The organism is Bacillus sp. HU-1818, from assembly GCF_022695965.1.
Classification (GTDB): Bacteria; Bacillota; Bacilli; order Bacillales; family Bacillaceae; genus Bacillus; species Bacillus atrophaeus.
Genome location: NZ_JAAPBE010000001.1, coordinates 568,482 through 583,031 on the forward strand (window position 1 = coordinate 568,482; position 14,550 = coordinate 583,031).

Here is a 14,550-nt window from a genome sequence, read left to right on the forward strand (position 1 = left end):
TGACAAATAAACGAAGCACCTGTTAACATTTTCATCAACTGATTAATTCGAATTGCAAGACAAGTGAATATTTTCTCTTATCGAGAGTTGGGCGAGGGATTGGCCTTTTGACCCCAACAGCAACCGACCGTAATGCCATTGTGAAATGGGGCGCACAGATTTTGCGCCGAGACGTTAGTCTCATTAAGGCACGGTGCTAATTCCATCAGATTTATCTGAGAGATAAGAGAGGCGAAACGTGTCTGTTAGCCTCCTTCTCTCCAGAGAAGGGGGCTTTTTTTATCGGCCATCCCCCCGCATTACATAAACAGCTATTCATATTGGAGGGTAAATAATCATGGCAGCAATCACAACACCATTGTATGAAACGTTAAATGAAAGCTCCGCTGTTGCATTGGCGGTTAAGCTCGGCTTATTTCCAAGTAAAAGCACGTTGACTTGCCAAGAAATCGGCGACGGAAATTTAAATTATGTTTTTCACGTGTATGATCAAGAAAAGGAAAGAGGACTGATTATTAAGCAAGCCGTCCCTTATGCAAAAGTAGTCGGCGAAAGCTGGCCGTTAACGATCGACCGGGCGAGAATTGAAAGCAGCGCGCTGATCCGCCAAGGAGAACATGTGCCTCATCTTGTGCCCAGAGTCTATTATTCTGACACAGCCATGGCGGTTACCGTCATGGAAGACCTGTCTCATCTGCAGATCGCCAGAAAAGGATTACTAGAAGGGAAGAATTTTCCGAGTCTGTCGGCACACATTGGAGAATTTTTAGGGAAAACTCTTTTCTACTCCTCTAATTACGCGCTTAAACCGCAAGTGATGAAACAGCTGGTAAAACAATTTACGAACCCCGAACTTTGCGACATAACTGAAAGACTCGTATTTACTGATCCATTCTCTGACAACGATACAAATGATTTTGAAGAAGAACTTCGGCCCTATGCAGAGGAACTGTGGCAAAACAACAGTTTAAAAATAGAAGCGGCAAAGCTGAAACAATTATTTTTAACGTCGGCGGAAAGCTTGATTCACGGTGATCTTCATACAGGAAGTATTTTTGCAAGCCAAGAAGAAACAAAGGTGATTGATCCTGAGTTTGCGTTTTATGGGCCGATCGGCTTTGATGTCGGACAATTCATCGCAAATCTCTTATTAAACGCACTCGGCCGCGAAGAAGAAGCAAGAAAGCCTCTGTATGAACATGTAAATATCGTATGGAACACATTCAAGCAAACATTCAGTGAGGCGTGGAAAGAAGACTGCCTTGAATCATACTCGAAAATAGACGGATATCTTGAAGACACCCTGGCACAAATCTTTTCAGATGCTGTCGGCTTTGCCGGCTGTGAGCTGATCCGCCGCACAATCGGGCTGGCGCACGTTGCGGATCTTGACACCATCGTGCCATTTGATAAACGAATTGAAAGAAAACGGCTTGCACTAGAAATCGGCGCGGTGTTTGTTGAAAAACGTGAGCAGCTGAAAACAATTACCGATGTTCTTAAACAATTTAAGCAACATCTAAAGGAATGATGAATGATGAGCACTCAATTTACAGGTCCCCGTTCAGTAGAATGGAAAGAGACATATATTCATATTTTAAACCAGCAAAAGCTTCCCGATGTCACTGAATATCTTGAACTGACAACGAAAGAGGATGTTTTTGACGCTATTGTCACATTGAAGGTGAGAGGCGCTCCGGCAATCGGAATTACCGCTGCGTTCGGACTCGCACTCGCTGCTAAAGATATAGAAGTGGCGGATGTTTCTGAATTCCGCCAGAAGCTTGCTCCGATCAAGGATTATTTAAACAGCTCAAGACCGACAGCCGTTAACCTCTTTTGGGCGCTTGAAAGGCTCAGCCGTTCTATTCAGTATGCAACATCGGTAAACGAAGCAAAAACAAACCTTGTCCATGAAGCCATACAAATTCAGGTTGAAGATGAAGAAACGTGCCGGATGATCGGCCAAAACGCGCTGCAGCTTTTTAAAAAAGGCGATCAGATTATGACAATCTGCAATGCCGGTTCGATTGCGACGAGCCGGTATGGAACGGCACTTGCCCCTTTTTATCTGGCTAAACAAAAGGATCTCGGGCTTCATATTTACGCCTGTGAAACGAGGCCGGTCCTTCAAGGGTCCCGGCTCACTGCATGGGAGCTGATGCAGGGCGGCATTGATGTCACGCTGATCACGGACAGCATGGCGGCTCACACCATGAAAGAAAAACATATTTCCGCCGTCATCGTCGGGGCAGACCGAATCGCAAAAAATGGAGACACAGCGAACAAAATTGGCACATATGGCCTTGCGATTTTAGCTCAAGCCTTTCAAATTCCGTTTTTCGTGGCGGCTCCTTTGTCAACGTTTGACTTGCAAGTCGAAAGCGGCGACGATATTCCGATTGAAGAAAGAGATCCTGAAGAAGTGAGACAGATCTCCGGCGTTCGGACCGCTCCGGCTGATGTTCATGTGTTCAATCCGGCTTTTGATATTACACCCCACAGCCTCATCTCAGGCATTATTACCGAAAAGGGAATCCTGACGGGGTCTTATACGGAAGAAATCGAACAATTATTTGCAGAATCCCATGTAAACTAAAAAACCGCAACGGCTTTGCTCACATTCGCGCAGAGTCAGCGGTTTTTTTGCTTTGTCAACTTTATGATTTCGTTCTTTTGGGAGCTTGATAATACATGCAATTTTACAAACAGCTCTGCAAACCCGGCGATTTTATCTGGGCGGCTCAGCTTCATTACTCATTGTCCTCCTTTTTCACCAGACCAACTTTTTTAACTTTGTAAAATTATATGTCTCAAGTGAAAAAATTGGAACGTGCCATATGTTTTATTTTTCTTTATAGGGGATTTGCTCTATGCGAAGCAATACTGCCTTTACATTTATTCTGCTGCCCGCATAGCCGGTTAACGCCCTATTTTTTCCAATGACTCTATGGCACGGCACAAATATCGGCAATGCGTTTCTTTTGTTGGCTTGTCCGACTGCGCGAACAGCTTTAGGACTGCCGACTGCGGCCGCGATATCGGCATAGCTTCTGGACTCGCCGTACGGAATCATGTCGAGCGCCTGCCATACTTTTTGCTGAAAAGACGTACCCTTTTGGGCCAGCGGCAGTAAGAATGTTTTTCTATCACCGGCAAAATACTCCCGCAACTGCTGCTTTGCCTCTTTTAAAATAGGTGTCTCCTGTTTTTCCGCCATGGGAGCCGCATCTTTCCATTTCAGAAAATCCTCTTCGCTGAGCAGTAAACGTGTAATTTTGCTTTCTTCCTCCACAATGGCAACTTCCCCCAAAGGGGTTTCTGTTATCTCATAGCAGCTCATTCGTCGTTCCCTCTTTCCTCATTATGCTGGCGGAGCGGCAGCGTTAAATGAAATACGGTTCCTCTGCCCTCTTCACTTTCTACCGTTATTTTCCCTTGATGTTCTTCAATAATTTTATAGCTTACCATAAGTCCGAGTCCAGTTCCCCGTTCTTTTGTTGTATAAAAAGGCTCTCCAAGCCGTTTTAATTTATCCTCTGTTATTCCGATGCCTTCATCTTGCAGGGAGATGAGGATATGATCTGTGCCGGACGGCTGAATTTTCACATATACATTGCCTCCCTTAGGCATAACTTCAATGGCGTTTTTTAAAATATTGATAAATACTTGTTTCAGCTGATTGGGCTCACAATAAATTGGAGGAATGGTTTCGATCAGATCCAGATGCATTTGAACATTGCTGAGATTGGCTTGGGCGTGGAGAAGGTCCATTGTATCCTGCATGATGTCGGTCACATTTTTTTCTTCATACATGATCGCCTGCGGCTTCGCTAATATTAGAAATTCTGTGATGATGGATTCAATCCGCTTTAATTCCGAAGTGATGACATTAAAGTAAAGGGCATAATCACCTTCAACACTCCCCTGCAGAAGCTGGATAAAGCCTTTGAGTGCGGTCATCGGATTTCTGATTTCATGGGCGATACCGGCGGCAAGCTCTCCCACTACATGCAAAGTGTCAGATTTTCGGAGCCGTTCTTCAAGCTCCTTACGCTCGGTGACATCTTTAAAAATAGCAAGATTCATATTTTGAATAATATGGCGTTTAAAAGAGAATTCTAATTTCCGATTTTCCTTGCCGCTTAACAAAAAGGGAATTTCATTATCCATTTCTTCAAGGTTAATCTGCCTGGCTGAAGAAGTCAGATTTTCAATATCATAGGCAGAAATGATATCCAGCAGACTGTGCTTTTTGATCTCTTCATGGGACAGGCCTAAAATATCGCTCGCTAACGGATTGGCATCAATAATGCGATATTTGTTATCAAATAACACGTTTCCGTCCATCGAGCCATTAAAGACTTTTCTGAATTTCAATTCGCTTTCTCTAAGTTCTTTCTCCATCCTTTTCCGATCGCTTACATTTCTAAAAATCGTTAAATGCTGGCCTTCCAATATCGTTCGTTTTGAAGTGAACTCCAGCTCTTTAAACTGCCCGTTCCCCATTTGAAAGAGCAGTTCATCTCTAATCTCCCCGAATTTTTCATATTTCTTTTTCGTGCAGCGGTATTTTTGATTCGAAACAACGAGAAAGTCACACAGGTTTCTTTGAACAAGCTGATTCATCGGCAGTTCAAAAATTTTGCACGCCGATTGGTTCGCCTTCACAATTCTTCCGTCGTCCGACCAAATGAGAATAGCGTCCATCGCATTTTCGAAAATTTCTCTGAACCGCTCTTCGCTTTTAAACAGCTGTATTTCCATGGAGCGTTTCTCGGTAATGTCTCTCATAATTGACATGTAAAAGCCGTTGATGATATTAGAGGTAATTGTGAATTCAAACAGCTTTTGGCCGCCTGAACGGAGTCTGACTGGAAGCTCTCCTTTCGCTTTGCCTTTCCTGTGGATCGTTTCCCAAATGCTCTGAAAGTCTTTTTCGTTTGTTTTATCTATAAATTCCCCGAAAGATAAATGAGACAGCTCGTTTTGGCCAATTTCGAAACTCTTGCAAAATGACAGGTTCGCGTCTATGAAACAGCCTTCTCTGTCAAAGAGCACAATCCCGTCAACAGCTCTGTCGAACAAATCCTTAAATAACTGTTCATTCATAGAGAATTCCCGCTCTAAAATCTTTTTAGATGAGATGTCCCGCATAACTACAAAAAAGGAATCTTCTCCACTCTCCTTTTTCGCAAGAAATTCGATATACTTTGTCGCTCCGCTGTCCAGCCTGATCGGGACCTCTTTCCACAAAAATCCTTTATTAAAAAATTTCTTAATCGCAATGACAAGCTCTTCTTCTGGAATGGCGAACAAAAAGTCTAGCACCGAGCGTGCTTTTAACTCTTCCGGTTTGACTTGCAGCATCCTGGCCGCCGCTTCATTTGCCTGAACAATTTTCATTTCTTTATTACATATAAAAATAGCATCCAGCGTGTTATTTACAATCACTTGATGCTGATTCAATTCCTTTTTCAGACGGTCATTTTCTTCCTGAAGTTGCTTCAGCTGATTTTGAAGCTGTAAACTTGTTTCCAAATCAAGAGTTTCAGCCATTCATTGTACACTCCTTCTTCAAAACCTATCCTCCAATATTTCTACAAGATGTCCCATCTTCCTTCATTTGCCCTATAAATTTCAGAAAATTTCAGCGGGATTACATTCCGAAGACATTTTAAACGATCCTTACCTCCGTTTTACATCGTTCTAACAATCACCCGATTTTCGAGATCATTTTTGAGGTTTTATTTTAAAATGAATACCAACAGGGAATAATCTTTTAGTGAATGATTTGAAGAGAAGGTGATGCTATGAACAAATCGCGTGACAGTTATTTTGATAATGCAAAATTCTTGCTGATATTCCTTGTTGTTTTTGGCCATATTCTCCGTTCTTTTATTAATGATAACGAGTTTATGCTGTACCTCTACAAATTCATTTACACCTTTCACATGCCCGCCTTTATTCTTGTATCAGGCTTTTTCGCCAAAGGCTTTAAACGGTCAGGTTATGTGAAAAAGCTGGCTGTTAAGCTGATTATTCCGTATTTGATTTTCCAAAGCATCTATTCTGTTTTTTATTATGTCGTCCAAGATGAAAGCATGACGAACGTCAATCCGATTGACCCGCAATGGTCACTTTGGTTTTTGGTCAGTTTATTCTTTTGGAACCTGCTGCTGTATCCTTTTTCAAAGCTTCCAAAGCATTGGGCGCTTTTTGTCAGTTGCGGAGCGGCGGTCCTTATTGGTTATATCGATTTCATCAGCAGCACGCTGAGCCTGTCCAGAACGTTTGTATTTTTACCGATGTTTCTCGTCGGATTTTATTTAAATAAAGAGCATTTTGATTTGCTGCGGTCTGCCAGAGGGAAACAAATTGCATTCGGTGTGCTCGCCTCGGTTTTCGTTATTTGCTGGGGCATTGATTTTGATTATTCGTGGCTGTTTGGCTCCAAGCCATATTCATCTTTCGGTGATGTGACCTTAATAAGCGGTTTGACCCGTATAGGATGGTATGTTCTCTCTTTCGCAGCGACTTTCAGCTTTCTGGCTCTCGTCCCTCAAAAACGCTACTTTTTCACAAAATGGGGCACCAGAACATTTTATGTATATCTGCTTCACGGGTTTATCATTAAAACGCTGAGGCAAATCGGGTTGGAGGATGGATTAACCAATTACCAGAACCTGGTGATGCTGCTTATTTTAACGGCTGCTCTCACGTCCATATTATCCAGCAACTTTGTCAAAACAGTTACTCAGCCATTTATAGAGCTGAGGATGACCAACTTGCTTCAGTTAGCGAAAGGGAACAGAAAAAATGCATACTTGAAATAATAAGGATACCTCTCAGGCGTTTTGCCTAAGAGGTATTTTTTCATTTGCAGTTTTTCTCTTTTTTCTTCGGTTTTGTTTGTTCAAGTGTTTCAATGAGCTTGCCAGCGTTATAATCTCCAAGCTCACTTGAAAATTCTTCTTCAAGGACTTTCTTATTCATCGGCTTTTTATGATTTTGCATGTCCTTGCTGTGCTGATTTTTCCCCATTGATTACTCGCCCCCTTGCTTTCCATGTTTTGAATTGCGGTTTGCCCCTCTTAATCCGGGATCACCATCATATTGAGTCAAATACGCATTCTTATCCATACTTTCTGTCGGTGTATTGTTGTTTTTTCCTGCTTCATTGATGGCAGATTTACGTTTCATCAATATCCCTCCTGTTTGCTTGTATGAGCTCTGCTTTTAATTCATTGAGTAATAACCGAACCTGCTGTACTGTGACAGGTTTTGCTTCATCGTAAAGCTCGTAGCCGATTTGGCCGTTCGGTTCTAAGGAAACTTCTTTGAAATCCTTGATTTGCCCAAAACCTTCCTGTCTCAGTCTCATTTTCAGCTGAGCTTCCGTTAAGCGCATTTTTTTCAAGTTTTTTTGATTGATGTTTCCGTTTTCCACAACCGTGATGGTTTTTCCTGATAACACCTTTTCAAAAAAATCAGTTTTAATTTGCAATATTTCCATAACAAGCAGAGCGAAAATAAAAACAGAGGCGGCTAAAATCGTTTCCCATAAGTTATGTGCGATAAAAGGCTGAATAATAATAGAGCCAATCGAAATCATGATGACCGTTTGAGTAACGGACAGCTGGCTGATTGATTTGCGTCCGGCAACCCGCAATAGTATAATGCCTACCACAATCATGACAGCTGATTTCCACAATACTGCAAACAATTGATTTCACCTCTTTACTCGTTAGAATCTCCAACGGGTAAATCGCCACACATCTTTTTTTTGGCAATTAAAAAACACCGCGCAAGGGGCGGTGTTTTTCTTATCCGATAATCACTCTTTCCTTCGGATAATGGTAATTGGCTTCTATCTCCTTCCGGCCGATTAAATACAGGAAAGTAAGGATGCCGATACGTCCGATGAACATGACAACCATGATCACACATTTTCCGATGTCGCTTAAATCAGCCGTAATTCCCAGTGACAAGCCGGTTGTACCGAACGCAGAGCATACTTCAAACAACAGCTCGAGCAGAGAGTGTTTTTCAGTAATGGTTAAGATGAGTGTCGATCCAAAAACGAGCAGGATGGCCATCATTGTCACGACGAGAGATTTCATTAAATCTGCAGGATGAAGCTCTCGCTTAAAGACCTTGACCGCTTTATTCCCGCGGGCAAAATGAAACAACGCAAGCAGATTCAGCGCAAAGGTCGTCGTCCGGATTCCTCCGCCGACAGAGCTTGGCGAAGCACCGATAAACATGAGCGCGCATATTAAAAATAATGTCGGCTCTGACAGCTGGCTGATATCAATCGTTGCCATTCCTCCGCTTCGAGTGGCGGTTGACTGGAACAATGATAAAAATAAAATGTCGTGCCACGATTTCCCTGCAAATGAGTGCTTGGCTTCGAGTACAAATACACCCACCGCTCCGAAAAACACGAGGAATCCAAACGTAATCGTCGTCAGTTTGGTAAATAGAGTGAATGGGTATCTGCGCTGCTTTGAAAAAAGAAAATCCTTCACTTCCACAAGGACCGGAAATCCGATGGCGCCTAAAATAATCAGCAGTATTGTAATAAATTGCACGAAATAATCATGCCTAAATGGAACCATCGAATTCCCTGTAATATCAAAACCGCCATTTGTTGTGGCGCTCACGCTGGCGAAAAAGCCGTGTAAATATGCTTCCGAAAAAGAATCGTAATAAGTAAGGAAGTACGTTCCGAGTATAAGCCCTCCAAAAAATTCGATCCATAATATGAGAAAAAGCACCTGTTTCATAAGATTGACGATGCCGGAGAATTGCGTCTGGTTTTGATCCACCATAATCAGTTTGCGCTCTTTAAGTCCGATCCGTTTCCCCATGATCAGCCAGATAAATGTTCCTAACGTCATAATGCCGATTCCGCCGAATTGCAGTACAAACGCAAGTATAACAATACCTGTCGTACTGAATGTGTCGGCTGTACTCACAACGGTCAGACCTGTGACACTGACTGAGCTGACCGCAGTAAAAAGAGCATCTATAAACGACCAGTCCGCTCCCTGCTTATGGGCGGCAGGCAGGCTCAGTAATATAAACGCAACCGTGACTGCCAAAAAGTAATATAAAGCAATCAGTTGGGCCGGCGATAATACTTGTATGAGTTTTCCAAGCTTTAATTTCATGTATATTCCTTCTGCCTCTCATTTGTAGTACGTAATTATTCTAAAGATATTAGTCCGTTTTTTAAAGGCTTTTTTCTTAATTTGTGTATTTTATCATCGTTCTAGCCAAAAGAACACATACTTGTGTTCTTTTTAATAAAAAAACCCTCTGAACAAGGTTCAAAGGGTGATAGAAGTTTTCATTTATTTAGCTTCCAAACGGCGGATTCTTTCGTCTAAGTCCGGGTGGGTGGAGAAAAGGGAAGAATGCTTTTTCCCATTGATTTTCAAAGTCTGCACTGCTGTCTGTTCCTCTTCTACCACGCGTGAAGAGTAATGTTTCAGCGTTTGCAGGGCATGAATCATTTTATCCTTTCCGGCAAGGTCCGCTCCTCCGCGGTCAGCATGAAACTCCCGATGACGCGAGTATGCGAAAACCACGAGGCTCCCGAGAATCGAAAACACAATTTGAAACACAATCACCGCGATGAAATGAACAATCGGGGCAAGGTCTTCTTTTACAAAACGGCTTGCGATCCAAGCTGCGATACGCGATAAGAACACAACAAACGTATTCACGATACCTTGGAGAAGCGTCATCGTCACCATGTCACCGTTGGCGATATGAGCCACCTCGTGAGCAAGCACGCCTTCAACCGCAGCGTCATCCATTTGCTGCAAAAGGCCCGAAGATACAGCGACAAGGGAACGGCGTTTTGACGGCCCCGTAGCAAACGCATTAACCTCGGATGAGTTATAAATCCCAACCTCAGGCATTTTCGTTAAACCTGCGGTACGCGACAATCTGTGTACCCGGTCGACCAATTGCTGTTCATCATGGCTTAGCGCTTGCTTCTCTGGGTTCAGCACTCTGACGCCCATCATCATTTTCGCCATCCACCTGGACATCAGGAGGGACATAAAGGAACCGACAAAGCCTACGACAAGACTGAAGACCAGTAGCGCAACTACATTTATCCGGCCATCACCTGTGAAATACGTTCCGACGCCTGTGGCCGCGCCAATGATGGAAAGCACAATCCCAATAGTTGTGATGACCAAAATATTTGTTAAAATAAACAGAAATATTCTTTTCGCCATAATTACCTCCGACATTTTAAGTTCTAATGAACCTGTATATTATTAAATTATAAATCATCCATTTGAAAATGCAAGGATTTAGACGTATGATGTTTATGTTGAAAATTGGCGCATAAGCAAATGAAATCCTATTTCTTAATTTTACTGCGTCAAAATGAATCATGAGGTGAATGATGAACACTTTTAAACTCACTCGAACGGAAATGGTCAAACTGCTTTACGCCTTAAAAGGACAAGGTGAAACAAGCCCTCTTCAAGTTTTGATCAAATCAGCGAATATGACGTTAGAAGAAGCGGAAAATCATCTTTATATCCCTGAATTTCTTACCAGATACGAACGAAAAAAACAGAAAAAAGAATATGGATTGTCCACTAATGAAATCGTTGAGCTTGGAAATTTGTGCGAGCTCACGTCATTAAAATCGACGGCAATTCAAAATTGGGTCAAACGAGATATCAAAGACCTGATGGGCCATCCTGAGCTAGGCAAAAAGTATTCGATTGAACAAGTTGTCATTCTTTTAATTGTACGGGATTTAAAATCAATTTATGACTTCGAAAGCATTCGCGCCATATTAAAAGTTGTCTTTAACACCATTACGGACAGAACCGATGATATTATCAGCCCGATCTCCTATTATGAAAGCTGCGCCCTCGTGCTTGATTTCATGCACCATCAAGTAAGCACATCATTGAAAGAATCCAGATTGCAGCCGCTTGTTGAAAAGCAAACAGACCTGCTTCGTGACCGCTTTAAAGAGCTCAATGATACGCAATGGAAAAAAATAAGGCAGATTATCGCGGTGACCGTACTCTCTGTTTTATCGTTTCATATCCAGGCGACAGCGCTCCAAATGACTTCTGACATTCTATAGTAAGCCCCTCGTTCCCGGCCGTTATGCCGGGTTTTTTACTTTCACCACAACAATTGCCAGCATAAAAAGAAGGATCTCACTTCAAACTAATCATGCGTAAAGAATCTTTCCAGAGAAAAGGAGATGAAAAAGATGGCGAGCAGAAATAAACTCGTTGTTCCAGGGGCTGAGCAGGCACTAGACCAATTTAAATACGAAGTAGCTCAAGAATTCGGCGTTAATCTTGGCTCTGATACAGTAGCGCGTTCTAACGGCTCTGTAGGCGGAGAAATGACAAAGCGTCTTGTACAGCAAGCACAATCACAATTAAACGGACAAAACAAATAAATCAATTGGCATATTCGCCGGGAATTCTCGGCGAATTTTCATTTTGATTTGATTCGCTGCCGTTTCTATAGCCATTAGGATTCCGGTGGTATGAAGAATCATGTTCCCCTCTTTCCCGCTTCCCATTTTTATATTCCCGGCTGTCATGCTTGCCCTTATACTCTTCATCTTTTCCTTTATCTTGAGGATCTTGTGTTGGGGTTTGCTCTGTTTCCCCATCCTTTTCTGCATTTGTTTTCTCTTCTGATTCATTTACATTCGTATCTTTATCGTTTTTTTGATCATCTTGATCTGTCGACTCTTCTTTCTGTTCGCCTGAATCCGACTCGTTTAATTGCTCACTGTCTTCTTTTTGGCTGTTTTCCTGGTCTGTTTGCGGATTATCCCCCTCGTTTACAGACTCTTTTTCGTTCTCTGTATCATTTTGATCATCGTTATTTGAATCCTCATCCGTCTTTTCTTTATTGTTTTTCTTTTCGTTTTGTCTGATATAAGTGCCTGTAGACATTCCTTCCTTTTTTGCTTTTTCTCTTGTATCCAAATCGGATTCAAGGGATTCCATATGGTATGTTTTCTTATATTTGTTTGTCACGTCACTCAGTTGTTTTTTCACGCCTGATTTATATGTATCATCTTTTGTGTTCTCGTATACTGTGGAAATCAAAATTTCTTTGGATTCCTTTACATATCCTTGTTCGCTGCAATCGGTAATAATAGCATCAATAACCTGCTTGAAGTCAGACTTCTCCCAATCATTAATATCACTGACAATCCGTTTTCCTTCATCATTCAGAGGCGTCAGCTCAATTACTTCGTATTCGCTGTTCAAAGCCATCTCAAAGCTCGGGTTAATATCAATTGTCATGTACGCATAGGCTTTGTTGTTTGAAAAAACAGGGAGCACCATAAAAATAAAAAGCATAATAGCAGTCATCGTAAAAATCCCCATTTTGAAAGGGCGCAGTCTGAGAATATCAAAAAAGCTGGCCCTTCTGCCCATACGCGTCTCACTCGGAAACATAATTTCTTCTCCGATTTCCCCGTTATGGCGATCATTTTTTGTTTTTAAAAATTGTCCGTCAGGGGTCAGCAACGTGACAGATTTTTTATTTTTTTCTACTATGATCCCTCTTCTCATGAGTGCAGCACCCCTTTAAGATAATCTTTCAAATACACATAATCACCTGTAATAATAATGCACATGGCAATAATATATTTTCTGTTTCGTTCAATTGTTTTTCTGCTCACTGTGACGAGCTGCTCCAGCTGTTTTACCGGCAGCTGCTTCTTTTGGTAAAGGATAGCGGCTAATTCTTCATGCTCCACAAGCGTAACCGCAACCTTTATGGCATTTTGCCTTGCGTCTGAATGCTTTGGCGAATGGTCGAGCAGTTCTTGAAAAGTAAGACCGTACTCTTTGAGCTGCTTTTGGAAATAGAGAATTTCCTCACGACGCTGCTCCTGCTCTATCAGGCGGTGGTACTCATCAATAGAAAGCTCCGCTTCAATCAGGCTTTGTGAAGATTCCTGATCGTCCCCCTCCTGTAAATCCATATTAATATTTTGCGCGTTTCTTGCTTCTTTTCTGATATAGTCAATTACTTTTCTTTTTATAATAAGCTCTGCGAATGCGAGCAGCGAGTTGCCTTTTTCAGCTGAATATTTTTCGATTGCTTCGTTAAATGCGATCAGCCCGATGCTGAACTCATCGTCTTTTTCATCTATATATCGTTTGCAAACGGATGAAACCGTCTTGGCGATAAAAGGCTTATACTGCTGTATTAATTCATTTTGAAGTTCTTTATTGCCTTTTTGGATGCTTTCAACAGATTTCTCAAGCGTTTGTTTCTTTCTTCCCAATTTAAACAAAAGGCTAAGCACTGGTTTCACCTCAGTTCCTCCCTATAACTACTCATTAATGATAGCTAATTTGATAGGGATTCGCAAAGGAAGAAAAAGAGAAATTGATTTCCATTGTCTCAAATATGACAAAACCATTAAGATGTCCTATACATGATTTCGTGCTTCTATAAAGAATTAAGGGGGTTTCAGGAAGTGTTTTTGTAACAAAGCTGTTAATAAAATGTCATCATATGTCGGGCATGGAAGCGTTTTAAACACAAAAAATCTCTGCTTCGTTAAAAGCAGAGACGATAGCTTACGCCCTTTCTCTTTTGCCGTTTTCTTGTTCTTCCAATGATTCTTCAGATTGTTTTTTTCCGCCTGACATAAACCAGCCGCAAACAGCAATGGCCGCCAATACCAGCCAGAAAATCAGCTTCCATGTGCCTGAATGAATAAAATGCTCAGATACAACCCCGATGTCCTCGTGAGCAAGTGTATATAATGCAAGCTTGACCCCTACCCATCCTACGATGGCAAATGCTGCGGTTTCCAGGCTTGGACGTTCTTTCAATAGCTTAACGAACATTGATGCCGCAAAACGCATGATGATAAGTCCGATGATTCCTCCGGCCAAAATAATGATGAATTGTCCTCCGTCAAGACCTCCGATTTGCGGAAGTGATGTTGCAGGAAGTGTGACTGCAAGCGCGACGGCGGCCAAAATCGAATCAACCGCAAAGGCGATATCGGCAAGCTCCACTTTTAAGACTGTCGGCCAAAAGCCGCTTTGTTTCGGAATTTTCTTGCTGTCTTCTTTTTTAAATACGAATCGTTTCAGCAGGTGGCTGATGGCGATATACAGTAAATAAACGGCGCCGATCGCCTGAACCTGCCATACATTCACTAAAAACGAAATGGCGAACAAAGATCCGAACCTCAGAACAAACGCACCCGCAAGGCCGTAAAATAATGCTTTTTTTCTTTGTTTCTCCGGCAGGTGTTTTACCATTACGGCCATAACCAACGCGTTATCTGCGGCCAAAATACCTTCCAGCCCGATCAAAACGAGAAGAACCCAACCATACTCTAATAATAATGCTGCATCCATATAAAATACCCTCCCAATAAGTTGTTTTCTTTCTCTCATCCGATCTTATGCCGGCAGGTATTTTCATACAAAAAAGACCTTTGCCGACATAAGGCAAAGGTCTTGCTAGACATGATTAACAACAGGCATGCCAACAAAG

At 42.1% G+C, this 14,550-nt stretch carries 16 protein-coding genes and 1 riboswitch; of the genes, 5 read left to right on the plus strand and 11 right to left on the minus strand.

The window, feature by feature from the left end:
* Positions 1-74 precede the first annotated feature (74 nt).
* Positions 75-229: riboswitch (SAM riboswitch) on the plus strand.
* Positions 230-337: 108 nt separating this feature from the next.
* The gene (mtnK, locus tag GXP75_RS02620; protein ID WP_242556065.1) at positions 338-1,531 is read left to right on the plus strand and encodes an S-methyl-5-thioribose kinase; all 1,194 of its coding nucleotides are present in this window, start codon (positions 338-340) and stop codon (positions 1,529-1,531) included.
* Between the two features lie 6 nt (positions 1,532-1,537).
* A complete protein-coding gene (mtnA, locus tag GXP75_RS02625) occupies positions 1,538-2,599 on the plus strand; it encodes an S-methyl-5-thioribose-1-phosphate isomerase (RefSeq protein WP_242556066.1) in 1,062 nt (353 codons plus the stop codon).
* Between the two features lie 35 nt (positions 2,600-2,634).
* On the opposite strand, the gene GXP75_RS02630 is transcribed toward mtnA, so the two are convergent.
* The 3 genes from GXP75_RS02630 to GXP75_RS02640 all read right to left on the minus strand — a co-directional run bounded on the left by GXP75_RS02630 (position 2,635) and on the right by GXP75_RS02640 (position 5,559).
* Entirely contained in the window at positions 2,635-2,754 is a 120-nt protein-coding gene (locus tag GXP75_RS02630; protein WP_003327327.1) for a hypothetical protein, read from the minus strand.
* Between the two features lie 91 nt (positions 2,755-2,845).
* A complete protein-coding gene (locus tag GXP75_RS02635) occupies positions 2,846-3,343 on the minus strand; it encodes a methylated-DNA--[protein]-cysteine S-methyltransferase (RefSeq protein WP_242556067.1) in 498 nt (165 codons plus the stop codon).
* Positions 3,340-5,559 (minus strand): PAS domain-containing sensor histidine kinase, encoded by a 2,220-nt coding sequence (locus GXP75_RS02640; RefSeq protein WP_214914995.1) that lies wholly within the window; start codon positions 5,557-5,559, stop codon positions 3,340-3,342. The genes GXP75_RS02635 and GXP75_RS02640 overlap by 4 nt, the downstream gene beginning before the upstream one ends.
* 254 nt (positions 5,560-5,813) lie before the next feature.
* Between GXP75_RS02640 and GXP75_RS02645 the strand changes: the two genes are divergently transcribed.
* The gene (locus GXP75_RS02645) at positions 5,814-6,836 is read left to right on the plus strand and encodes an acyltransferase family protein (RefSeq protein ID WP_242556068.1); all 1,023 of its coding nucleotides are present in this window, start codon (positions 5,814-5,816) and stop codon (positions 6,834-6,836) included.
* A gap of 40 nt (positions 6,837-6,876) precedes the next feature.
* Here the strand turns inward: GXP75_RS02645 and GXP75_RS02650 are convergent, their stop codons facing one another.
* The 5 genes from GXP75_RS02650 to htpX all read right to left on the minus strand — a co-directional run bounded on the left by GXP75_RS02650 (position 6,877) and on the right by htpX (position 10,256).
* Entirely contained in the window at positions 6,877-7,044 is a 168-nt protein-coding gene (locus GXP75_RS02650; protein WP_088117044.1) for a hypothetical protein, read from the minus strand.
* A 3-nt stretch (positions 7,045-7,047) separates the two neighbouring features.
* On the minus strand, positions 7,048-7,203 hold the full coding sequence (locus GXP75_RS02655; RefSeq protein ID WP_013390491.1) for a hypothetical protein: 156 nt from the start codon (positions 7,201-7,203) through the stop codon (positions 7,048-7,050).
* Positions 7,193-7,726, minus strand: coding sequence for a DUF421 domain-containing protein (locus tag GXP75_RS02660; protein WP_242556069.1), 534 nt, complete (start codon positions 7,724-7,726; stop codon positions 7,193-7,195). Before GXP75_RS02660 ends, GXP75_RS02655 begins: the two co-directional genes overlap by 11 nt.
* Before the next feature lie 100 nt (positions 7,727-7,826).
* Complete coding sequence (locus GXP75_RS02665) at positions 7,827-9,176, minus strand: TrkH family potassium uptake protein (RefSeq protein ID WP_061571380.1); 1,350 nt, start codon at positions 9,174-9,176, stop codon at positions 7,827-7,829.
* 183 nt (positions 9,177-9,359) lie between these two features.
* Positions 9,360-10,256: a protease HtpX gene (gene htpX, locus GXP75_RS02670; protein ID WP_106045119.1), complete on the minus strand. Its 897-nt coding sequence runs from the start codon at positions 10,254-10,256 to the stop codon at positions 9,360-9,362.
* Positions 10,257-10,429: 173 nt separating this feature from the next.
* On the opposite strand from htpX, the gene GXP75_RS02675 reads away from it, so the two are divergent.
* On the plus strand, positions 10,430-11,131 hold the full coding sequence (locus GXP75_RS02675) for a DUF1836 domain-containing protein (protein ID WP_150223503.1): 702 nt from the start codon (positions 10,430-10,432) through the stop codon (positions 11,129-11,131).
* A 132-nt stretch (positions 11,132-11,263) separates the two neighbouring features.
* A complete protein-coding gene (locus GXP75_RS02680; RefSeq protein ID WP_003327336.1) occupies positions 11,264-11,458 on the plus strand; it encodes an alpha/beta-type small acid-soluble spore protein in 195 nt (64 codons plus the stop codon).
* Position 11,459: 1 nt separating this feature from the next.
* On the opposite strand, the gene GXP75_RS02685 is transcribed toward GXP75_RS02680, so the two are convergent.
* The 3 genes from GXP75_RS02685 to GXP75_RS02695 all read right to left on the minus strand — a co-directional run bounded on the left by GXP75_RS02685 (position 11,460) and on the right by GXP75_RS02695 (position 14,411).
* Positions 11,460-12,596: an anti-sigma factor domain-containing protein gene (locus tag GXP75_RS02685; protein ID WP_214914998.1), complete on the minus strand. Its 1,137-nt coding sequence runs from the start codon at positions 12,594-12,596 to the stop codon at positions 11,460-11,462.
* Positions 12,593-13,348 (minus strand): RNA polymerase sigma factor SigI, encoded by a 756-nt coding sequence (gene sigI / locus GXP75_RS02690; RefSeq protein ID WP_003327338.1) that lies wholly within the window; start codon positions 13,346-13,348, stop codon positions 12,593-12,595. The genes GXP75_RS02685 and sigI overlap by 4 nt, the downstream gene beginning before the upstream one ends.
* A gap of 268 nt (positions 13,349-13,616) precedes the next feature.
* A complete protein-coding gene (locus GXP75_RS02695; RefSeq protein ID WP_063637596.1) occupies positions 13,617-14,411 on the minus strand; it encodes a TerC family protein in 795 nt (264 codons plus the stop codon).
* Positions 14,412-14,550 lie beyond the last annotated feature (139 nt).

What these genes read in the sequence shown, in the direction of transcription:
- mtnK (WP_242556065.1), top strand. Translation starts at nt 338, where the DNA reads ATGGCAGCAATCACAACACCATTGTATGAAACGTTAAATGAAAGCTCC.
- mtnA (WP_242556066.1), top strand. Translation starts at nt 1,538, where the DNA reads ATGAGCACTCAATTTACAGGTCCCCGTTCAGTAGAATGGAAAGAGACA.
- GXP75_RS02630 (WP_003327327.1), bottom strand. Translation starts at nt 2,754, where the DNA reads ATGAAGCTGAGCCGCCCAGATAAAATCGCCGGGTTTGCAGAGCTGTTT.
- GXP75_RS02635 (WP_242556067.1), bottom strand. Translation starts at nt 3,343, where the DNA reads ATGAGCTGCTATGAGATAACAGAAACCCCTTTGGGGGAAGTTGCCATT.
- GXP75_RS02640 (WP_214914995.1), bottom strand. Translation starts at nt 5,559, where the DNA reads ATGGCTGAAACTCTTGATTTGGAAACAAGTTTACAGCTTCAAAATCAG.
- GXP75_RS02645 (WP_242556068.1), top strand. Translation starts at nt 5,814, where the DNA reads ATGAACAAATCGCGTGACAGTTATTTTGATAATGCAAAATTCTTGCTG.
- GXP75_RS02650 (WP_088117044.1), bottom strand. Translation starts at nt 7,044, where the DNA reads ATGGGGAAAAATCAGCACAGCAAGGACATGCAAAATCATAAAAAGCCG.
- GXP75_RS02655 (WP_013390491.1), bottom strand. Translation starts at nt 7,203, where the DNA reads ATGAAACGTAAATCTGCCATCAATGAAGCAGGAAAAAACAACAATACA.
- GXP75_RS02665 (WP_061571380.1), bottom strand. Translation starts at nt 9,176, where the DNA reads ATGAAATTAAAGCTTGGAAAACTCATACAAGTATTATCGCCGGCCCAA.
- htpX (WP_106045119.1), bottom strand. Translation starts at nt 10,256, where the DNA reads ATGGCGAAAAGAATATTTCTGTTTATTTTAACAAATATTTTGGTCATC.
- GXP75_RS02675 (WP_150223503.1), top strand. Translation starts at nt 10,430, where the DNA reads ATGAACACTTTTAAACTCACTCGAACGGAAATGGTCAAACTGCTTTAC.
- GXP75_RS02680 (WP_003327336.1), top strand. Translation starts at nt 11,264, where the DNA reads ATGGCGAGCAGAAATAAACTCGTTGTTCCAGGGGCTGAGCAGGCACTA.
- GXP75_RS02685 (WP_214914998.1), bottom strand. Translation starts at nt 12,596, where the DNA reads ATGAGAAGAGGGATCATAGTAGAAAAAAATAAAAAATCTGTCACGTTG.
- GXP75_RS02695 (WP_063637596.1), bottom strand. Translation starts at nt 14,411, where the DNA reads ATGGATGCAGCATTATTATTAGAGTATGGTTGGGTTCTTCTCGTTTTG.